Below are 15,908 nucleotides of genomic sequence, written 5' to 3'. Positions count from 1 at the left end.
AGTGACAGGGTTCCCTGAGAAGTAGCGCGCCGCGGCCACCTAGGCTGCCACCATGGACCTGGAGTTCTCCGGCGAGGTCTGGCACTGGCGCGGTCCGGCGCCGCACCACTTCGTGTGGGTGCCCGAGGACGACGCGGCCGCGATCGACGACGTGGCCGGGGCCGTCACCTACGGCTGGGGCATGATCCCGGTGACCGTCCGGCTGGGCGGCTCGACCTGGACGACGAGCCTGTGGCCCAAGGACGGCGGCTACATCGTGCCGCTCAAGGCCGCCGTACGCCGGGCCGAGCAGGTCGACGTCGGGGACCGGGTGTCCGTCGGGCTCACGATCGACGTGTGAGACGCCCTCACCCCGAGGGGTAACGACACCGCAACACGCGAGGAGTAGCGTCGAAGAGCCGAGAGTTCCTCGTGACCCGCCGACCAAGGCGCCTCCGTTCCCGGCTTTCGACCATTGTTCGACCGGGACCGAGATGGACCATCTCTTCGGCGTCGCCGACGTCCGGATCAATCCACCACGCGCCGAGGTGCGCGCGGTCGGTGAGTTCGACATCGCCACGACCCCCACGCTGACGACCGAGCTCGACGACGCCATCGCCGCCGGCTGCCGCGACTTCCACCTCGACCTCGCCGAGGTCACCTTCTGCGACGCCTCGACCATCGGGGTGCTCGTCAAGCTCCAGCGAGTGCTGCTCGGCGAGGGGTCGGTGGAGATCGGCGCCGCCTCCCCCGCCGTACGTCGCCTCCTCGACCTGGTCAGGCGCGCCGACCTGCTCGGCGACCCGCTCAGTCGCGCGGCCGCTGCACGATGACGCCGTACCACCCCAGGCCTCGGTAGGTCTCGTAGCCGGGCGTCAGCGCGAAGCCGACGACCTCGCCGTCCCCGCGGGTGAACGACCCGACCTTGGTGCTGCCTGCCGGCCCGAGGTCGAGCCGCTCGGTGAGCACGCCGCGGCCGTCGGAGGCGGCGAGGATCCGGTGGTCGGCGTCGACGAGCAGCACACGGGTGACGTCGCGGTCGTCCTCGGAGACCCGGACGCCGGCGACGATGTCGTGCGCCTGGGGCGCGAAGTCGAAGAAGATCCCGAGCGCGCCGACGACCTCGCCGCGCTCCTCGCCACCGGCTCGGATCGCGGTGGCGTACGTCGCGACCGTGGACCCCCCGAGCAGCGGCTGCGTGCTGACGTCGTCCACGACGTAGTCCGCGCCCGACGTGGTGGCCATCGCCTGGGCGAACCACGGCTCGCGGGAGACGTCGGAGCCGAGCACGGAGGCGAAGCGGTCCGGGCGGCCGTGGGCGATCACGCGGCCGTCGCGGTCGGCGACCCAGAGGTCGAGGTAGACGGTGTAGGAGGAGAGGATCACCTGGAGCCGGCGCGAGGCGTGCGCGGCCTCGGCAGTGCCGGCGCCGGCGGCGCAGGCCTCGACCATGGCGGAGTCGGTCGCCCACCAGCGGACGTCGCAGGAGCGCTCGTAGAGGTTCCGGTCGATCAGCTCGACGGCGTTGAGGGCGAGGTCGGCGAGCCGGGTGCCGCGGACCTGCTCGACGAGAGCGGCGCCGAGGGCGGACAGCTCCTCGACCAGCGGCGCGAGCTGCTCGTCGAGCTCGGTGGAGAGGTTGCGGACGGTGTCGGCGACCCGGCCGACCTCACGGGCGACGATGGCGAAACCGGCGCCGGACTCACCGGCTCGGGCGGCCTCGATGGAGGCGTTGATCGCGAGGATCTTGGTGGACTTGGCGACGCCGGCGACCTGCGTCAACCGTGCCTTCGTCACCGACGACACCTCGTCGGCCAGGCGTACGACTCTCTCGGGCACGTCCTCCGCTTCGGCAGGCCCGCGCGGAAGATGAGGGATCAGGCCCACCCGGAAGGGTGGTCTGGTCACCGGACCGTCAGCGGGGCAGCCCGAGGATCCGCTCGCCCGCGACGTTGCGCAGGATCTGGGTGGTGCCGCCGGCGATCGAGAGGCACCGCGTGTTGAGCATCTCCCAGACGTCCGCGCGGACCTCGTCGGCGTCGAGCACGACCCGCTCGCCGTGCAGCGAGACGACCAGGTCGGCCCCCTCCTGCCGGTTGCGTACGCCGAGGAGCTTGGCCACGCTCGACTCCGCACCCGGCCCCTGCCCGGCGAGCGACCGCATGGTCGAGCGCACCCCGAGCAGCGAGCAGACGGTCGCCAGGGCGATCGAGTGACCCACGGCGACCCGCTCGGCGCTCGACGCGCCGGCACCGACCAGCTCGATGGCCCGCTCGGTGCTCCTGCTCAGCCGGCTGGTGGCCATGGCGACCCGCTCGTTGGCGAGGGTGGTGCGGGCCAGCTTCCAGCCGTCGTCGACCTCGCCGACGACGAGCTCGTCGGGCACGAAGACGTCGTCGAGGAAGACCTCGTTGAAGAGCGCCTTGCCGGTGATCTCGCGCAGCGGCCGCACGTCGATGCCAGGAGTGTTCTTCATGTCGACGAGGAAGTAGCTGATGCCCTGGTGCTTGGGCACGTCCGGGTTGGTGCGCGCCAGGCAGATGCCCCAGTCGGCGCGCTCGGCGACGGAGTTCCACACCTTCTGGCCGCTGAGCCGCCAGCCGCCGTCGACCTTCTCCGCCTTGGTGCGCAGTGAGGCGAGGTCGGAGCCGGCGCCCGGCTCGGAGAAGAGCTGGCACCACACCAGGTCGCCGAGCAGCGAGGGCCGCACGAAGCGCTCCCGCTGCTCGTCGGTGCCGTGCTCGAGGATGGTCGGCACCGCCCACCCGGCGATGACGATGTCCGGCCGGGTCAGCCCGGCGCGGGCCAGCTCCTGGTCGATCACGATCTGGGTGACCGCGTCGGCACCGAGGCCGTACGGCGCGGCCCAGTGCGGCGTCAGGTAGCCGGTCTCCACGAAGGCCGCGCGCCGCGACTCCTCCGGCTCGGCCGCGATCCGCTCGACGGTCGCCCGGACCTCGTCGCGGATCGGCTCGTCGCGGCCCTCCAGGTCGAGGTGCACGCGCCGGCGTACGCCGTCGACGGCGGCGCCGGTCAGCCGCTCCGCGGCAGCGTCGCGGCCGCCGAGCAGGCCGCGCAGGGCGAGGGCGCGGCGCAGGTAGAGGTGGGCGTCGTGCTCGAAGGTGAAGCCGATCCCGCCGAGCACCTGGATGCAGGACTTGGCGACCTCGACGGCGCCGTCGAAGGCGACCGCGACCGCGACGTCCGCGGCGAAGGTCCACTGCGCCTCGTCGGCCGGGTCGACAGACGCGACGTCCCAGGCGGCAGCGGTGACCGACTCGGCGGTCTCGAGCATCTCCGCGCAGAGGTGCTTGATCGCCTGGAAGCTGCCGATCTTCTGGCCGAACTGCTCACGCACCTTCGCGTAGTCGACCGCCGTGGCCAGGCACCACCGGGCGACGCCGGCCGCCTCGGCGGCGCCGAGCGTGACCGCCGTACGACGGACCCGCTCGGTCGTCAGGCCCGCGACGGGCCGCCCGGCGGAGGCGTCGGCGACCGTCACGGTGCCGAAGCGGCGGGTCAGGTCGAGTCCGGTGTCCGGGGCGACCTCGACCGCCTCGTGCGGAAGCAGCACCCACGCGTCGCCGCTCTCGGCGAGCACGTGCGTGGCCGACGGGGCGTCCCAGAGCACGCCGTCGAGGGCGATCCCGACGACCGCGTCCTCGGGGTGGGCCTCCCCCAGGACGGCGGCCGCGACCGCGGGTCCGAGGAGCGGGCCGGGCACGAGCTCGTGGGCGCAGGCCTCCAGCGCGACGGCGACGTCGAGGGTGGTGCCCCCACCGCCGCCGGCCGACTCGGGCAGCCCGATGGTCGCGATGCCCATCTCGGTCACGGCGGCCCACACCGACGCGAAGCTCTCCCCCTCCGCCCCCTCGGCGGCGCGGGCGAGCTCACGTCCCCGCAGGTCGGCCGCCCACTTGCGCAGGCTGGCCGCCAGCTCGACGTGCTCGTCGGAGATCCCGATCGACATGTGACTCCCAGGGGTAACGAAGTAGAACAGGTTCTAGATCGTAACGGTCCCGCGCGCGGTTTGCCCATGTGACGTCGCGGGCATCTCCCAGCCGTGGGAGGTCGGTCGCATCGCGACGAGCTGATCGCGCTCGTCGCCCTGGTGGTGCTCGCGGCGCTGATCACGGTGACCGTGGCCCTCCTGGAGCCCGACAACCCGCTCTCCGCGGCGGTCGCGCCGGCCGAGCCGTCCTCGGACGCTGCGACGCCGAGTCCAGCCGATCCCGGCGACGCGGTCGACGACCAGGTATTGGTCGGCGACGATGCGTTCGTCTACGCCTGCGACCTCGTCCCCAAGGACGACGTGACGCAGATCTTCGGCGAGTTCGGCAGCCAGGCCTACGTGCGCCAGCAGTACCTCACCCGCACCCCGACGCAGGCCGAGTTCACCGGCGCCAGCGCCTTCGCGTACGGCGGCCTCGCCACCGAGTGCACCTACTGGTTCGACGACCCCGGCGCCCACTCGCTGCGGCTGACCGTCACCCAGCTGCCCTCCGACCGGCTCGCCACCCGCCGCTGGTCGCACGTCGCGAAGGAGGCCGACCCGGTGCCGGGCACCGGCGGCCTGCTGCGCTACGACAAGGCGGAGGGCGACTTCGAGGTTCGCAGCGACCGCGTGCTGGTCGAGGCGCGCTACGACGTCGAGAACGGGCGCAAGCACCCCGAAGGCCCCAGCCGCCAGGAGCAGACGCCGCTGATGGTGGACCTGCGGACGGTCGTCGACCAGCACCTGGCCGACGGCACCGCGACCGCCGGCCCGCGCCCGACCAACACCGACGCGACCGGCACGCTCGGCGGCGCGGCGTACGTCGAGCCGTGCGTGGCGCTGAGCGCGGACGTGTTCACGGCGCTCGGCGGACCGCCGGCCGAGCCGCTCGTCGTCGACACCTCGCTCATCGCCGACGACCCCTGGACCGGCGCCGACGTCAGCAGCTGCGAGCGCTCGGGGGCGGCGAAGGTCGCCAAGCCCGTCCAGGAGCGCCGGACCTTCGCGGTGCTCGAGATCCGGTACGCCGCCGACCAGGCCAGCGCGGAGGAGGTCCGCGAGCGACACCTCGAGCGCCGCTACCCCCGGTCCGCGGAGATCACGAAGCTGCATACCGACGACGGTGTCGTCGACGTCGTCGAGCCGCCGGCCAAGAAGTCGGCGATGCGCACCCGCATCGCACACGTGGTCGCCGGCCCCTACGAGCTGCGTCTCGCCGTCGTCCGCGACGTCGGCCCGCGACACCCCACCGGCACGCCCGTCACCGACGCCGAGCTGCTCGCCGCCGTGTCCGCCCTCCGGGAGTCGGTCGCCGTCCCCTAGGGTGCGTCCTCGTGACCGAGATGCCGGCCGACCTGCTCCCCCACGCCCTCGACGCCAAGGGCTTCATGCCCGAGGACGAGGGCCAGCTGCTCCACCGCTGGGCCCGCGAGCAGCTCCCGCACGGCCCGGTGCTCGAGGTCGGGACCTACTGCGGCAAGTCCGCCATCTACCTCGGCGCTGCGGCCCGCGAGGTCGGCGGGACCGTCCTCACCGTCGACCACCACCGCGGGTCGGAGGAGAACCAGGCCGGCTGGGAGCACCACGACGCGTCGCTCGTCGACGACGAGTTCGGGCTGATGGACACCCTGCCGGTCTTCCGGAAGACCATCGCCCGGGCCGGCCTCGAGGACCAGGTCGTCGCTGTCGTGGGCCGCAGCACCACGGTCAGCGCGCTCTGGCGCACGCCCCTGTCGCTGCTCTTCATCGACGGCGGGCACGCCGAGATCCACGCCCAGAACGACTACTCGGGCTGGGCGCCGTGGGTGATGCGCGACGGGCTCCTCGTCATCCACGACGTGTTCCCCGACCCGGCCGACGGCGGGCAGCCGCCGTACCACGTCTTCCTGCGCGCGCTCGAGGGCGGCGCCTTCACCGAGGTGGAGGCGCTGGGCTCGATGCGGGTGCTACGACGTACGGCCGGGGACGCCGGCGACGGCGTCGGCTGACGGGCAGCCGCACTCGAGCGCGAGCTCGGCGAAGTGCGGTGCCAGCGAGGTGCCGCGCATGATCCCGGACCCGGCGGTGCTGTGGCCGGCGACCTCGCCGAGCGCGTCGACCGCGAGGATCACGGCGGCGGCGGTGTACGTCGTGTGCTCGACAGGCCAGTAGACGTCGCGCGGCTCGTCGGTCTCGGCACCCTCGTCGTAGACCCAGCCGGTCCAGTAGCGCCCGTCGCTCTCGCGCAGGTGCTGCATGTCCTTGAGCAGCGTCAGGGCGCGGCGGTGGTCACCGAGGATGTCGAGCGCCATCGCGAGCTCGCAGGTCTCCGCGCCCGTGACCCAGGGGTTGGTGTCGACGCAGAGGATGCCGAGGCCGGGCCGGACGAAGTCGTCCCAGCGGCTGTCGAGCAGCTCGAAGGCCGCGCGACCGCGGACCGCACCGCCGAGGACGGGGTAGTACCAGTCCATCGAGTGGGCCGACTTGTCCTCGAAGTGGTCGCGGTGCTCGCGCACGGCGTGGCCGAGCCGGCCGCCCGCCAGCTCCCACTCGGGCTGCGGGTCGTCGAGCAGGTCGGCGAGCGCGACCCCGGCCCGCAGGGACTGGTAGATGCTGGCGTTGCCGGTGAGCAGGCAGAAGTCGTCGACCGGGGTCCACCGGATGCCGCCCCACTCGGTCTGCAGCGACACCACCCAGTCGAGCGCGCGGCGTACGACGGGCCAGTAGCGGTGCACGAAGCCGATGTCGCGGCGGACCAGCCAGTGGTGCCAGATCCCGACGGCGAGGTAGGCCGTCATGTTGACGTCGCCGCGCTCGTCCTCGGGCATGCCGCCGACGATCTTCATCGGGAAGGAACCGTCCTGGCGCTGGAGCCCCGGCATCCAGGCGTAGGCGCGCTCGGCTGCCTCCACCTCGCCGCCGACCAGCATCGCCATCGCGGCCTCGACGTGGTTCCACATGTCGACGTGCTCGCCGACAGTCCACGGCACCGCGCCCCACGGCTCCTGCATGGCCTTGATCGCCGCGGCCGTGTCGGCCACCTGCTCGGCCGAGAGGATCCCGTCGACGTACGGGAGGCTCATCAGACGACTTCGGGCTTCCGGAAGTAGAGGACCATGCTCTTGCCGATGAGCGGGTCGAGGACCTTGCCCGCGACCTGCAGCGTCTTCGGCTGCTTCATGATCTCCCAGACCAGGAGCTTGTGATAGGCCTTCGCCAGCGGGTGGTTGTCGTTCTCGACGCCGACCGCGCACTTGATCCACCAGTAGGGCGCGTGCAGGCCGTGGGCGTAGTCCTTGCCCTCGAAGACCATCGCGTCGCCGGGCTGGCCGTCGTTGTACTTGCCGGCCTTGGTGACCTTGTCGATCAGCTCGTGGTCGGTGTAGATCCGGATGTGGCCGCCAGCGGCGTTGTGGTAGTCGTCGGAGAGCTTCCAGTTGATGACCTCGGGCAGCCACCGCGGCACCGAGATCGCGAGGGTGCCGCCAGGCCGCAGCACGCGGACCAGCTCCTTGATCGCGTCGACGTCGGCGTGGATGTGCTCGAGCACCTCGGCCGCGACGATCCGGTCGAACTCACCGTCGGCGAAGGGCAGCTCGAGCGCGTCACCCTGCTTGATGTCGGCCTGGGCGCCCTCGGGGACCTCGCCGTTCTCCTTCATGCCGCCGAAGATCTCCAGCACGCCGGCCAGCTCGTCGGCGTCCATGTCGAAGGCGATGACGTCGGCGCCGCGCCGGTACATCTCGAACGCGTGCCGTCCGCCGCCCGCGCCCATGTCGAGCACCCGCTCGCCGGGCCGCAGGCCCAGCCGGTCGAAGTCAACGGTCAGCACGGGCGCGCTCCTCCTGGTAGTCCGTGATCACTTCGTCGTACGCCGCGGCGACCTTCTGCGCCACGGCCCGCCAGCTGAAGAGCTCCTCGACCCGCTGGCGGCCGGCGACGCCGTAGCGCGCCCGGCGCTCGGGGTCGTCGAGCAGCGCCGCGATCGCGACCTCGAGCTCGCCCACCTCACCGGGGGTGACGAGGTCGGCGCAGAGGCCGTCGGGGCCGACGACCTCGGGGATCGCGCCGGCGTCGGAGACGACGAGTGGGGTGCCGCAGGCCATCAGCTCGGCGGTCGGGAGCGAGAAGCCCTCGTAGAGCGAGGGCACGCAGGCGAGCTCGGCGGAGCCCATCAGCTCGACGAGCTCGGCGTCGCTGATGCCGTGGACGAACTTCACCGAGTCGCGGATCGACAGCTTGTCGATGAGCTTCTCGGTGCGCCCGCCGGGCGTCGGCTTGGTGACGAGGAAGAGCTCGACGTCGCGCTCGGTGCGGAGCTTGGCGAAGGCCTCGAGCAGCGTCGCGATGCCCTTCATCGGAGCGTCGGCGCTGGCCATCGCCATGATCCGGCCGGGCACGCGCGGCTTGGTCGGCGGCACGAAGATGTCGTCGACGCCGAGCAGGATGACCTGCATCTTGGCCGGGTCGACGCCGAAGTCGCGGGCGATGTCGCGCTTGGAGGTCTCCGACGGCGTCATGATCTTGCGCATCTGGCGGGCCACCCGGGCCTGCATCTTCACGAAGCCGTACCAGCGGCTGAGGGTGAACTTGCGCCACGGGTTGCGGGCCGCCTTGATGTCGATGCGGCGGTCGTAGCTGATCGGGTGGTGCAGGGTCGTGATGAGCGGCAGGCCGAGCTTCTCGATGTCGAGCATGCCGTAGCCGAGCACCTGGTTGTCGTGGACGATGTCGAAGTCGTCGGTGCGCTCCTTCAGAGCGCGGACGACGCGCAGGCTGAAGGTCTTCGGCTCCGGGAAGCCGGCCGCGCACATGGTCGCGAACTCCTCGACGTCGATGCGGTCGCGGAACTCCTTGAGCTTCGGCACCCGGAAGGGGTCGGGCTCGCGGTAGAGGTCGAGGCTCGGCAGCTTGGTCAGCTCCACCCCGGGGTCGAGCTCCGGGTAGGGCTGGCCGGAGAAGACCTCCACGGAGTGCCCGAGGGCGACCAGCTCACGACTGAGGTGCCGGATGTAGATGCCCTGCCCGCCGCAGTGCGGCTTGCTCCGATAGGACAGCAGTGCGACCCGCATCCGCACCCTCTTTCTGTGAGTCTGGAGGCCGGGGTGCGATGACACGCGGTGCCAGCCGAAGTGGAACGTGTTCCTATTTTATACCGTGGATTGCTAGCCTAACGGTCTGTACCAGCGGAACATGTCCGGCCCTTACTAGACTCGGGCGGACCGATTGCGTTCCGCGACTACCGCCCCAGGGGGACTTTGTGAGCAGTGCCAACTCGTTGGCCGTCGAGGACCTGGGCTCCGCGGCCCAGCGCGACCGCCGCAAGCGCATCCTGGACGCCACGATCAAGCTCGCCTCCTCGGGCGGCTTCGACGCGGTCCAGATGCGCGCGGTCGCCGAGCAGGCCGACGTGGCGCTGGGCACCCTCTACCGCTACTTCCCCTCGAAGATCCACCTGCTCGTCTCGGCGCTGCAGCGCGAGTTCGAGCGCACCGACGTCTTCATGCGCGAGCACCCCGTCGACGGCGACACCACCGCCGAGCGGGTGATCAACGTCCTCAAGCGCACCACCCGCGGCATGCAGAGCGACGCCAAGCTCACCGAGGCCCTCACCCGCGCCTTCATGTTCGCCGACTCCTCGGTCGCCGCCGAGATCCACCAGGTCGGCATGCTGCTCACCTCGATGCTGACCCGGGTCATGCACCCCGAGCGTCCCGCCGACGAGCTCACCGAGGAGGACGTCGCGATCGCCCGCGTGATCGGCGACGTCTGGCTCTCCGCCCTCGTCGGCTGGGTCACCGGGCGCACGTCCGCCGCCGAGACCGGCCAGCAGATCGAGGTCGCGGTCAAGCTCCTGCTGCGCGACTGACCTTCAGCGCGCAGCCTCTGTGCCGCGACCGGACCGTCGCTGGCTCAGCCCGGGCTCAGGTCCAGGGGTTGTCCCAGCGGCCGTCCGCCCGGGCGGCGTCGACCTCGGCGAGTCCCCCGGGCCGCATCCGGCCCTCGGCGGTGAGGCGCTCGACCTTGGAGATGTTCAGTCGGGACCACTTCGAGCCGGGTCGGCGCCGGGTGTAGCGCTGGAGGTAGGTGTCGTCGTCGCCGCGCCGGCGTACGGCGGAGACCCAGCCGAAGCACAGACCGACGTCGACCAGCTCGTCCGCGGTCAGCGAGGCGGGCTCGACACCCTTGCGGGTCAGCCGCAGCCACACCGCGCGAGCCTCGGGCGGGGCGGTCTCGAAGTACGCCTCGACCTCGGCGATCGAGGGCCGGTCGAGGACGGGCTCGCCGTCGATGGTGGTCACGAGGCGGTCAGCCCGGGAGGACGCAGAGCTCGTTGCCGTCCACGTCGGCCAGGACCACGCCGGCAGGGTCGCAGGCGGCCAGGTCGAGGCGGGTCGCGCCGAGTCCGCGGAGGCGCGCTACCTCGGCGTCGAGATCGCTGTCGGCGGACGGGACCAGGTCGAGGTGGAGGCGGTTGCGGCCGGTCCTCTCGTTGAAGGGCGGGCCGCCCCAGGAGATCTTGGTGCCACCTGCCGGCGACTGGATGGCGGTCTCCTCGTCCTGGTCCCAGACCAGCGGCCAGCCCAGCGCCGCGGACCAGAAGTAGCCGACCGCCTGGCTGCCGTCGGAGGACAGGCAGCCGATCAGGCCGCAGCCGGCGAGGAAGTTGTTGCCGGGCTCGGTCACGCAGAACTCGTTGCCGTCCGGGTCGGCCATCACGACGTGCAGCTCCTCGGGCAGCTGACCGATGTCGAGGTGCTGGCCGCCGTGCTCGAGGACCCGCTCGACGGTCGCGGCCTGCTCCTCCCAGGACCGACTGCCGAGGTCGAAGTGGACCTGGTTGGGACCGCGCTTCGGCTCGTCCGACCGGACGAAGCGCAGCTCGAAGCCGGCCCCGTGGTCGCCGAGCACGCCGGCCCAGAAGCCGGCGAGGCGCTCGGGGTCGGGCGTCGCGAAGGTCAGAGCCGCGAGGTCGAGGGCCATGCGGCCGACGCTAACCACCCGTCCGGGGCACGGCATCCGATTAACCCGGTGCGCGGACGCTTGGAGCCGACCGGCACACTCGTGCGCATGCCGTTGTCACGCCCGCACCGCCTGCTCCTCCTTCCCTGCGCCGCCGCGCTCGCCGCCGCCCTGGTCGGCTGCAGCAGCGACGGGTCGGACACCTCCAGCAGCGGCACGCCGACGGCGGACAGCACGGCGCCGAGCGCCACAGGCTCCCCGGTGGCGGGCGGCAAGGCGGTCTGCTCGGCCTACCAGGAGGCGTCGACCGACCTCACCGCCGTCAAGACGCACCTCAAGGACCACGATCTCGAGGCCGCCCACGCCAGCCTCGAGGACGCCGCGGACTCCATGAAGGCCCTGGCCCAGGCCGTGTCCGACCTCTCCGCCGACCTCAAGGCCAAGCTCAAGCCGCGCTCCCAGGAGATCGCCGACCAGGCCGTCGCCCTCGGCGAGGCGACGCACATGCAGCAGTTCAAGGCCGGACTGTCGGTGATCGAGCTCGAGGCCCAGCAGCTCACCAACGACGTGCGGGCCAGCATCACCTGCTGACCCGGCGGGCTCCGGCTCAGGGCAGCACGAGCACCTTCCGCTCGTCCTTGTCCGTGCGCAGCCGGGCGAACGCCTCGGGCAGCTCGTCGAGCGACACGGTGCGGGTGACGAGTGCGCTCGCGTCCAGCTCGCCGGTGGCGAGCACGCGGGCGGCCTCCGCGAACTCCGCGCGCGTGTAGTAGGACGCGAAGGCGAGCGTGACGTCCTTCGTGACCGCGACGACCGGCCAGAAGGGGTCCGCCTCCATGCAGACGCCGGCGATCACGGCCCGGCCGCGTGGCCGCAGCGCGTTGATCGCGAGGTCGACCATGCCGGGCAGGCCGACGCACTCGACGACCACGTCGTACGCCGTCCCGAGGTCGTCCACGGCCGGGTCGACCGCGCGGGTCGCGCCGAAGTGGGCGAGGTCGCGGCGGCGATCGGGCGACGGGTCGGACACGACGACCTCGGCCGCGCCGCGGTGCGCCGCCCACATCGCGACCGCCAGGCCCACCGGCCCGGCGCCGACGACCAGCACCCGCTGGCCGGCCCTGAGGCCGGCGGCCTCGGCGAGGTGCAGGCCGACCGCGACCGGCTCGACGAGCGCGCCGAGCTCGAAGGTGCCCGACCAGGGCACCGACTCGGCGGCGGACACGGCCACCAGCTCGGCGAAGGCGCCGGCGTCGCCACCCACCCCGAGGAGGGCGGCCGTCGAGCAGCGTGCCGGGTCGTCGGCGGCGCAGTCCGCGCAGGACTGGCACCCGCGCACCGGCATGCTCACCACGCCGCTGCCGACCGGCCAGTCCGCGGCCACATCGGGGGCGGCGGCGACCACCTCGCCGGCCATCTCGTGGCCGAGCACCGGTCCGTCGGGCAGCAGCCCGGCGGTCTTCAGGTCCGAGCCGCAGATGCCGCAGGCACGCACCCGCACCAGCAGCTGCCCCGGCCCGGGCGTCGGGTCGGGCAGCTCTCCGACCGTCAGCCCGCCGCCGGCCACGACCGTCGCCGCGCGCACCGGCGGCCCTACTCGAGGAAGGCCGCGGTGGAGCCGCCGACCTCCATGGCCGGCAGGCCGAGCTTGCGGTGGTCCCACGACCGCACCCGCCCGGCGTCCAGCCGGACGGCGGCGCGGTTGTGGGCCATGAACTCCACGAACGGCTTCATCTCCTCGGTGTACTCGCCGTTGTAGCGCTCGAAGATGTTCACGCAGACGTCCCAGACGACGGCCTCGTCCTCGACCACCTCGGCGGTGCCCTCGATGGCCACGCCCCGGAGCTGGTCGTAGGTGTGCCCCGCCTCGACCAGGAAGGAGCAGCGCGGGTCGCGCCGCAGGTTGACGGTCTTCTGGGCCTTCTTCTTGGTCTCGAACCAGATCACGCCGTCGATGACGGCGTACCACATGCCGACGAGGTGGATCTGTCCGTCACGGCCGAAGGTGCCGAACGTCGAGGACCGCTGCTGGACCAGGAACTCCGCGACCTCGTCGTCGGACATCACGACCTGGCCGCGCTGGTTGGCCACGCCAGGCCGCCTAGCCGCCGAAGCCGTGGGTCGAGGTGACGCCGCCGTCGATCGCGATCTCGGCGCCGTTGATGTACGACGACTCGTCGCTGGCGAGGAAGACGTAGAGCGGGGCGATGTCCTCGGGGTGGCCGACCCGGCGCAGCGGCACCTTCGAGGCGCCGTACTCCATGGCGGCGTCGCCGCCGTGCACGCGGGTCATCGGGGTGTCGATCATGCCCGGGTGCACGGAGTTGACCCGGATGCCCTTGGGCCCGAGCTCCATCGCCGCGCACTTGGTCATGCCACGGATCGCCCACTTCGTCGCGGCGTACGCCGTGCAGCCCGGCATGCCCGCGAGGCCCTCGACGGACGAGGCGTTGATGATCGAGCCGCCGCCGTTCTTGCGCATCGTGCGGGTGACCGCCTGCATGCCGAGGAAGCAGCCCATCTGGTTGATCCGCCAGAGCAGCTCGACCTCGTCGCCGGGCATCTTCTCGATCTCGCCGAAGCGGAGGATGCCGGCGTTGTTGGCGAGCACGTTGACCGGCCCGAAGCGGGCGTTGGCGTCCTCGACGAGCGTCGCCCAGGAGGCGGCGTCGCTGACGTCGTGCGCCGCGAAGTGGGCGTCGGCGCCCAGCTCGTCCGCGAGCGCCTGGCCCTGCTCCTTGGCGACGTCGGCGATCACGACCCTCGCACCCTCGGCGACGAACTGCCGGACGATCTCGGCGCCCTGCCCCATCGCGCCACCGGTGACGATCGCGACCTTGCCTGCCAGTCGTCCATTGCCAGCCATGCTCACACCTTCAGCTTCATGATCGAGTCGGCGGCGAAGCCGAGGGAGGGATCCCGGTCGGTGAAGTAGCCGCCGAGCTGCTTGTCGAGGTCGTCGGCGGTCCACAGCAGCCCGGACTTGTCGAAGCGCTGCTCGACGACGGGAGCGGCGACGAGCGCCACCATCCCGCCGTAGACGACGAAGACCTGGCCGGTGATCCGCTCGGCGGCCGGTGAGGCGAGGTAGGCGACCACGGGCGCGACGTGGTCGGGCGAGTAGGGGTCGACCTCCTCGCCCGAGGTGTCCTCGCCGAAGACCTGCGCGGTCATCGCGGTGCGCGCCCGCGGGCAGATCGCGTTGGCGCGGACGCCGCTGCTGCCCATCGCCCGCGCGGTCGAGACCGTCAGCGCGGCGATGCCGGCCTTGGCGGCGCCGTAGTTGGCCTGTCCGGGCGGGCCCGAGAGGAAGGCCTCGGATGCGGTGTTGACCACGCTCGCCCCGACCGGGCCGGACTCCTTCGCCCGCGCGCGCCAGTACGCCGCGGCGTTGCGGGTCAGCAGGAAGTGGCCGCGCAGGTGGATGTGCACCACCTGGTCCCACTCCTCGTCGGACATGTTGAAGAGCATCCGGTCGCGGGTCACGCCCGCGTTGTTGACCACGATGTCGAGCCCGCCGAAGCCGTCGACCGCCGCGGCGACCATGGCGTCGGCGGTGGCCCGCTCCCCCACGTCGCCGGTGACGATGGTGGCCTCGCCGCCGCGGGAGCGGATCTCCTCGGCCGCCTCGTCGGCGCCACCGGGGAGGTCGTTGAGCACGACCCGCGCCCCGGCGTCGGCCAGGGCCAGCGCCTCGGCACGCCCGAGGCCGGCTCCGGCCCCGGTGACGATCGCGACCTTCCCGTCCAGTGAGGTCTTGCCGTCGAGAGAGGTGCTCAAGTCCTAGTCCTCCAGGGAGATGGCGGCGCGCGGGCACGCGGCGACCGCGCGCTTCACGGCCTCGATGTTCTCGGGCGTGGTCTCCTCGGTCTTGAGCTGGAGGTAGTCGTCGTCGTCCAGCTCGAACACCTCGGGCGCCATCGCCTCGCACAGTGCGTTGGACTCGCACAGGTCGAAGTCGACCTTGATCTTCATTTCCTAGCTCCCTTCCGAGGAGTGACCGGGGAACACGTGGGCGCTCGGGTCGATCACGACCGCTGCGTTGTTGACCGCCGTCGCGGCCTCGCCGAAGCCGACGGCGATCAGCCGGACCTTGCCGGGGTACTCCGTGATGTCGCCGGCGGCGAAGACCCGGGTGAGGTTGGTGCGCATCGACGGGTCGACGACGACGTGCCGCTTCTGCACCTCGATCCCCCACTGCTGGATCGGTCCGAGGTCGGCCACGAAGCCCAGGGCGGCCACGATCGCCTGCGCGGGCCGGGTGGTGGTCTCCCCCTCGACGGTGATGTCGACCGACTCGACGGTGCCGTTGCCGTGGATCGCGGAGACCTCGGCCTTGGTCACGATCTCCACCCGTGAGGCGCGGACCGCCTCGACGGTGCGCTCGTGGGCCCGGAACGCGTCGCGGCGGTGCACCAGGGTGATCGAGGCGGCCACCGGCTCGAGGTGCAGCGCCCAGTCGAACGCGCTGTCCCCGCCGCCGACGATGACGACGTCCTTGCCGGCGTACGGCTGGAAGCTGGGCACGAAGAACTCGAGGCCACGGCCGATCCAGTCCTCGCCGGCCGGCAGCGGCCGCGGGCTGAACTTGCCGATGCCCGCGGTGATCAGCACCGCCTTGGCCCGGACCTCGGTGCCGTCGTCGAGCCCGACGGTGACGCCGTCGGCGTCCTCGGTGAGGCTCGCGGCGGTGCGCTCGAGGAGGTACGTCGGCTCCGCGGTCGAGGCCTGCTCGACCAGCCCCTCGACGAGCTCGCGGCCCTTGACGGTCGGGAAGCCCGCGACGTCGAGGATCGCCTTCTCGGGGTACATGGCCGTGATCTGGCCGCCGAGCTCGGGCAGCGAGTCGACCACGGCGACCCGCATGCCGCGGAAGCCTGCGTAGTAGGTGGCGAACAGGCCCGTGGGGCCTGCGCCGATGACGAGGAGGTCGGTGTCGACGGACTGCGCGGTCACGCGGGCGATCCTTCTCCTCGAGGGGTCACGCTTCAAC

General features: G+C 72.0%; 19 protein-coding genes. 6 read left to right on the top strand and 13 right to left on the bottom strand.

Going from position 1 to position 15,908, the window contains the following annotated elements:
- Nucleotides 1-52 precede the first annotated feature (52 nt).
- Both K8U61_RS11590 and K8U61_RS11585 read left to right on the top strand, forming a co-directional pair.
- The gene (locus K8U61_RS11590; protein WP_224123177.1) at nucleotides 53-340 is read left to right on the top strand and encodes a DUF1905 domain-containing protein; all 288 of its coding nucleotides are present in this window, start codon (nucleotides 53-55) and stop codon (nucleotides 338-340) included.
- 133 nt (nucleotides 341-473) lie between these two features.
- Nucleotides 474-812, top strand: coding sequence for an STAS domain-containing protein (locus K8U61_RS11585; protein WP_224123176.1), 339 nt, complete (start codon nucleotides 474-476; stop codon nucleotides 810-812).
- Here the strand turns inward: K8U61_RS11585 and K8U61_RS11580 are convergent.
- Both K8U61_RS11580 and K8U61_RS11575 read right to left on the bottom strand, forming a co-directional pair.
- Nucleotides 787-1,818, bottom strand: a complete 1,032-nt coding sequence (locus K8U61_RS11580) for a methyl-accepting chemotaxis protein (RefSeq protein WP_224123175.1) — start codon at nucleotides 1,816-1,818, stop codon at nucleotides 787-789. The genes K8U61_RS11585 and K8U61_RS11580 overlap by 26 nt on opposite strands.
- A 76-nt stretch (nucleotides 1,819-1,894) precedes the next feature.
- The gene (locus K8U61_RS11575; RefSeq protein ID WP_224123174.1) at nucleotides 1,895-3,949 is read right to left on the bottom strand and encodes an acyl-CoA dehydrogenase family protein; all 2,055 of its coding nucleotides are present in this window, start codon (nucleotides 3,947-3,949) and stop codon (nucleotides 1,895-1,897) included.
- Between the two features lie 93 nt (nucleotides 3,950-4,042).
- Between K8U61_RS11575 and K8U61_RS11570 the strand changes: the two genes are divergently transcribed.
- Both K8U61_RS11570 and K8U61_RS11565 read left to right on the top strand, forming a co-directional pair.
- Nucleotides 4,043-5,296 carry a hypothetical protein gene (locus K8U61_RS11570; protein WP_224123173.1) on the top strand — a complete coding sequence of 418 codons (1,254 nt, stop codon included), beginning with the start codon at nucleotides 4,043-4,045 and terminating at the stop codon, nucleotides 5,294-5,296.
- Nucleotides 5,297-5,316: 20 nt separating this feature from the next.
- Nucleotides 5,317-5,961: a class I SAM-dependent methyltransferase gene (locus tag K8U61_RS11565; protein WP_224123361.1), complete on the top strand. Its 645-nt coding sequence runs from the start codon at nucleotides 5,317-5,319 to the stop codon at nucleotides 5,959-5,961.
- Here K8U61_RS11565 and K8U61_RS11560 read toward each other — a convergent pair.
- The 3 genes from K8U61_RS11560 to K8U61_RS11550 are packed head-to-tail and all read right to left on the bottom strand — an operon-like array spanning nucleotide 5,920 to nucleotide 9,024.
- Nucleotides 5,920-7,035 (bottom strand): prenyltransferase, encoded by a 1,116-nt coding sequence (locus K8U61_RS11560; RefSeq protein WP_224123172.1) that lies wholly within the window; start codon nucleotides 7,033-7,035, stop codon nucleotides 5,920-5,922. The genes K8U61_RS11565 and K8U61_RS11560 overlap by 42 nt on opposite strands.
- Nucleotides 7,035-7,784 (bottom strand): class I SAM-dependent methyltransferase, encoded by a 750-nt coding sequence (locus K8U61_RS11555; RefSeq protein ID WP_224123171.1) that lies wholly within the window; start codon nucleotides 7,782-7,784, stop codon nucleotides 7,035-7,037. The genes K8U61_RS11560 and K8U61_RS11555 overlap by 1 nt, the downstream gene beginning before the upstream one ends.
- On the bottom strand, nucleotides 7,771-9,024 hold the full coding sequence (locus K8U61_RS11550) for a glycosyltransferase family 4 protein (RefSeq protein WP_224123170.1): 1,254 nt from the start codon (nucleotides 9,022-9,024) through the stop codon (nucleotides 7,771-7,773). Before K8U61_RS11550 ends, K8U61_RS11555 begins: the two co-directional genes overlap by 14 nt.
- 188 nt (nucleotides 9,025-9,212) lie before the next feature.
- Here K8U61_RS11550 and K8U61_RS11545 point away from each other — a divergent pair, with 188 nt between their 5' ends.
- On the top strand, nucleotides 9,213-9,821 hold the full coding sequence (locus K8U61_RS11545; protein ID WP_224123169.1) for a TetR family transcriptional regulator: 609 nt from the start codon (nucleotides 9,213-9,215) through the stop codon (nucleotides 9,819-9,821).
- 55 nt (nucleotides 9,822-9,876) lie between these two features.
- Here the strand turns inward: K8U61_RS11545 and K8U61_RS11540 are convergent, their stop codons facing one another.
- Nucleotides 9,877-10,254 (bottom strand): YdeI/OmpD-associated family protein, encoded by a 378-nt coding sequence (locus K8U61_RS11540; RefSeq protein ID WP_224123168.1) that lies wholly within the window; start codon nucleotides 10,252-10,254, stop codon nucleotides 9,877-9,879.
- Nucleotides 10,255-10,261: 7 nt separating this feature from the next.
- A complete protein-coding gene (locus K8U61_RS11535) occupies nucleotides 10,262-10,936 on the bottom strand; it encodes a VOC family protein (protein ID WP_224123167.1) in 675 nt (224 codons plus the stop codon).
- Nucleotides 10,937-11,023: 87 nt separating this feature from the next.
- Between K8U61_RS11535 and K8U61_RS11530 the strand changes: the two genes are divergently transcribed.
- Nucleotides 11,024-11,506, top strand: a complete 483-nt coding sequence (locus tag K8U61_RS11530; protein ID WP_224123166.1) for a hypothetical protein — start codon at nucleotides 11,024-11,026, stop codon at nucleotides 11,504-11,506.
- A gap of 16 nt (nucleotides 11,507-11,522) precedes the next feature.
- Here K8U61_RS11530 and K8U61_RS11525 read toward each other — a convergent pair whose 3' ends face one another.
- Genes K8U61_RS11525 through K8U61_RS11500 form a run of 6 tightly spaced genes read right to left on the bottom strand, consistent with a single transcriptional unit; the run spans nucleotide 11,523 to nucleotide 15,871 of the window.
- A complete protein-coding gene (locus K8U61_RS11525) occupies nucleotides 11,523-12,500 on the bottom strand; it encodes an alcohol dehydrogenase catalytic domain-containing protein (RefSeq protein ID WP_224123165.1) in 978 nt (325 codons plus the stop codon).
- Nucleotides 12,501-12,508: 8 nt separating this feature from the next.
- Nucleotides 12,509-13,006 (bottom strand): pyridoxamine 5'-phosphate oxidase family protein, encoded by a 498-nt coding sequence (locus tag K8U61_RS11520; protein WP_224123164.1) that lies wholly within the window; start codon nucleotides 13,004-13,006, stop codon nucleotides 12,509-12,511.
- A 10-nt stretch (nucleotides 13,007-13,016) separates the two neighbouring features.
- Complete coding sequence (locus tag K8U61_RS11515) at nucleotides 13,017-13,781, bottom strand: SDR family NAD(P)-dependent oxidoreductase (RefSeq protein WP_224123163.1); 765 nt, start codon at nucleotides 13,779-13,781, stop codon at nucleotides 13,017-13,019.
- A gap of 2 nt (nucleotides 13,782-13,783) precedes the next feature.
- On the bottom strand, nucleotides 13,784-14,695 hold the full coding sequence (locus K8U61_RS11510; RefSeq protein WP_224123162.1) for a 3-oxoacyl-ACP reductase: 912 nt from the start codon (nucleotides 14,693-14,695) through the stop codon (nucleotides 13,784-13,786).
- Between the two features lie 3 nt (nucleotides 14,696-14,698).
- Nucleotides 14,699-14,890, bottom strand: coding sequence for a ferredoxin (locus K8U61_RS11505; RefSeq protein WP_224123161.1), 192 nt, complete (start codon nucleotides 14,888-14,890; stop codon nucleotides 14,699-14,701).
- Nucleotides 14,891-14,893: 3 nt separating this feature from the next.
- Nucleotides 14,894-15,871, bottom strand: a complete 978-nt coding sequence (locus tag K8U61_RS11500; protein WP_224123160.1) for an NAD(P)/FAD-dependent oxidoreductase — start codon at nucleotides 15,869-15,871, stop codon at nucleotides 14,894-14,896.
- Nucleotides 15,872-15,908 lie beyond the last annotated feature (37 nt).

Source organism: Nocardioides mangrovi (assembly GCF_020073815.1).
Lineage (GTDB): Bacteria > Actinomycetota > Actinomycetes > Propionibacteriales > Nocardioidaceae > Nocardioides > Nocardioides mangrovi.
This window is presented reverse-complemented; position numbering and strand designations above follow the sequence as displayed.

Coding starts and splice junctions, on each gene's coding strand:
- K8U61_RS11585 (WP_224123176.1), top strand. CDS start 474: ATGGACCATCTCTTCGGCGTCGCCGACGTCCGGATCAATCCACCACGC.
- K8U61_RS11550 (WP_224123170.1), bottom strand. CDS start 9,024: ATGCGGGTCGCACTGCTGTCCTATCGGAGCAAGCCGCACTGCGGCGGG.
- K8U61_RS11515 (WP_224123163.1), bottom strand. CDS start 13,781: ATGGCTGGCAATGGACGACTGGCAGGCAAGGTCGCGATCGTCACCGGT.
- K8U61_RS11505 (WP_224123161.1), bottom strand. CDS start 14,890: ATGAAGATCAAGGTCGACTTCGACCTGTGCGAGTCCAACGCACTGTGC.
- K8U61_RS11575 (WP_224123174.1), bottom strand. CDS start 3,949: ATGTCGATCGGGATCTCCGACGAGCACGTCGAGCTGGCGGCCAGCCTG.
- K8U61_RS11530 (WP_224123166.1), top strand. CDS start 11,024: ATGCCGTTGTCACGCCCGCACCGCCTGCTCCTCCTTCCCTGCGCCGCC.
- K8U61_RS11535 (WP_224123167.1), bottom strand. CDS start 10,936: ATGGCCCTCGACCTCGCGGCTCTGACCTTCGCGACGCCCGACCCCGAG.
- K8U61_RS11590 (WP_224123177.1), top strand. CDS start 53: ATGGACCTGGAGTTCTCCGGCGAGGTCTGGCACTGGCGCGGTCCGGCG.
- K8U61_RS11560 (WP_224123172.1), bottom strand. CDS start 7,035: ATGAGCCTCCCGTACGTCGACGGGATCCTCTCGGCCGAGCAGGTGGCC.
- K8U61_RS11565 (WP_224123361.1), top strand. CDS start 5,317: ATGCCGGCCGACCTGCTCCCCCACGCCCTCGACGCCAAGGGCTTCATG.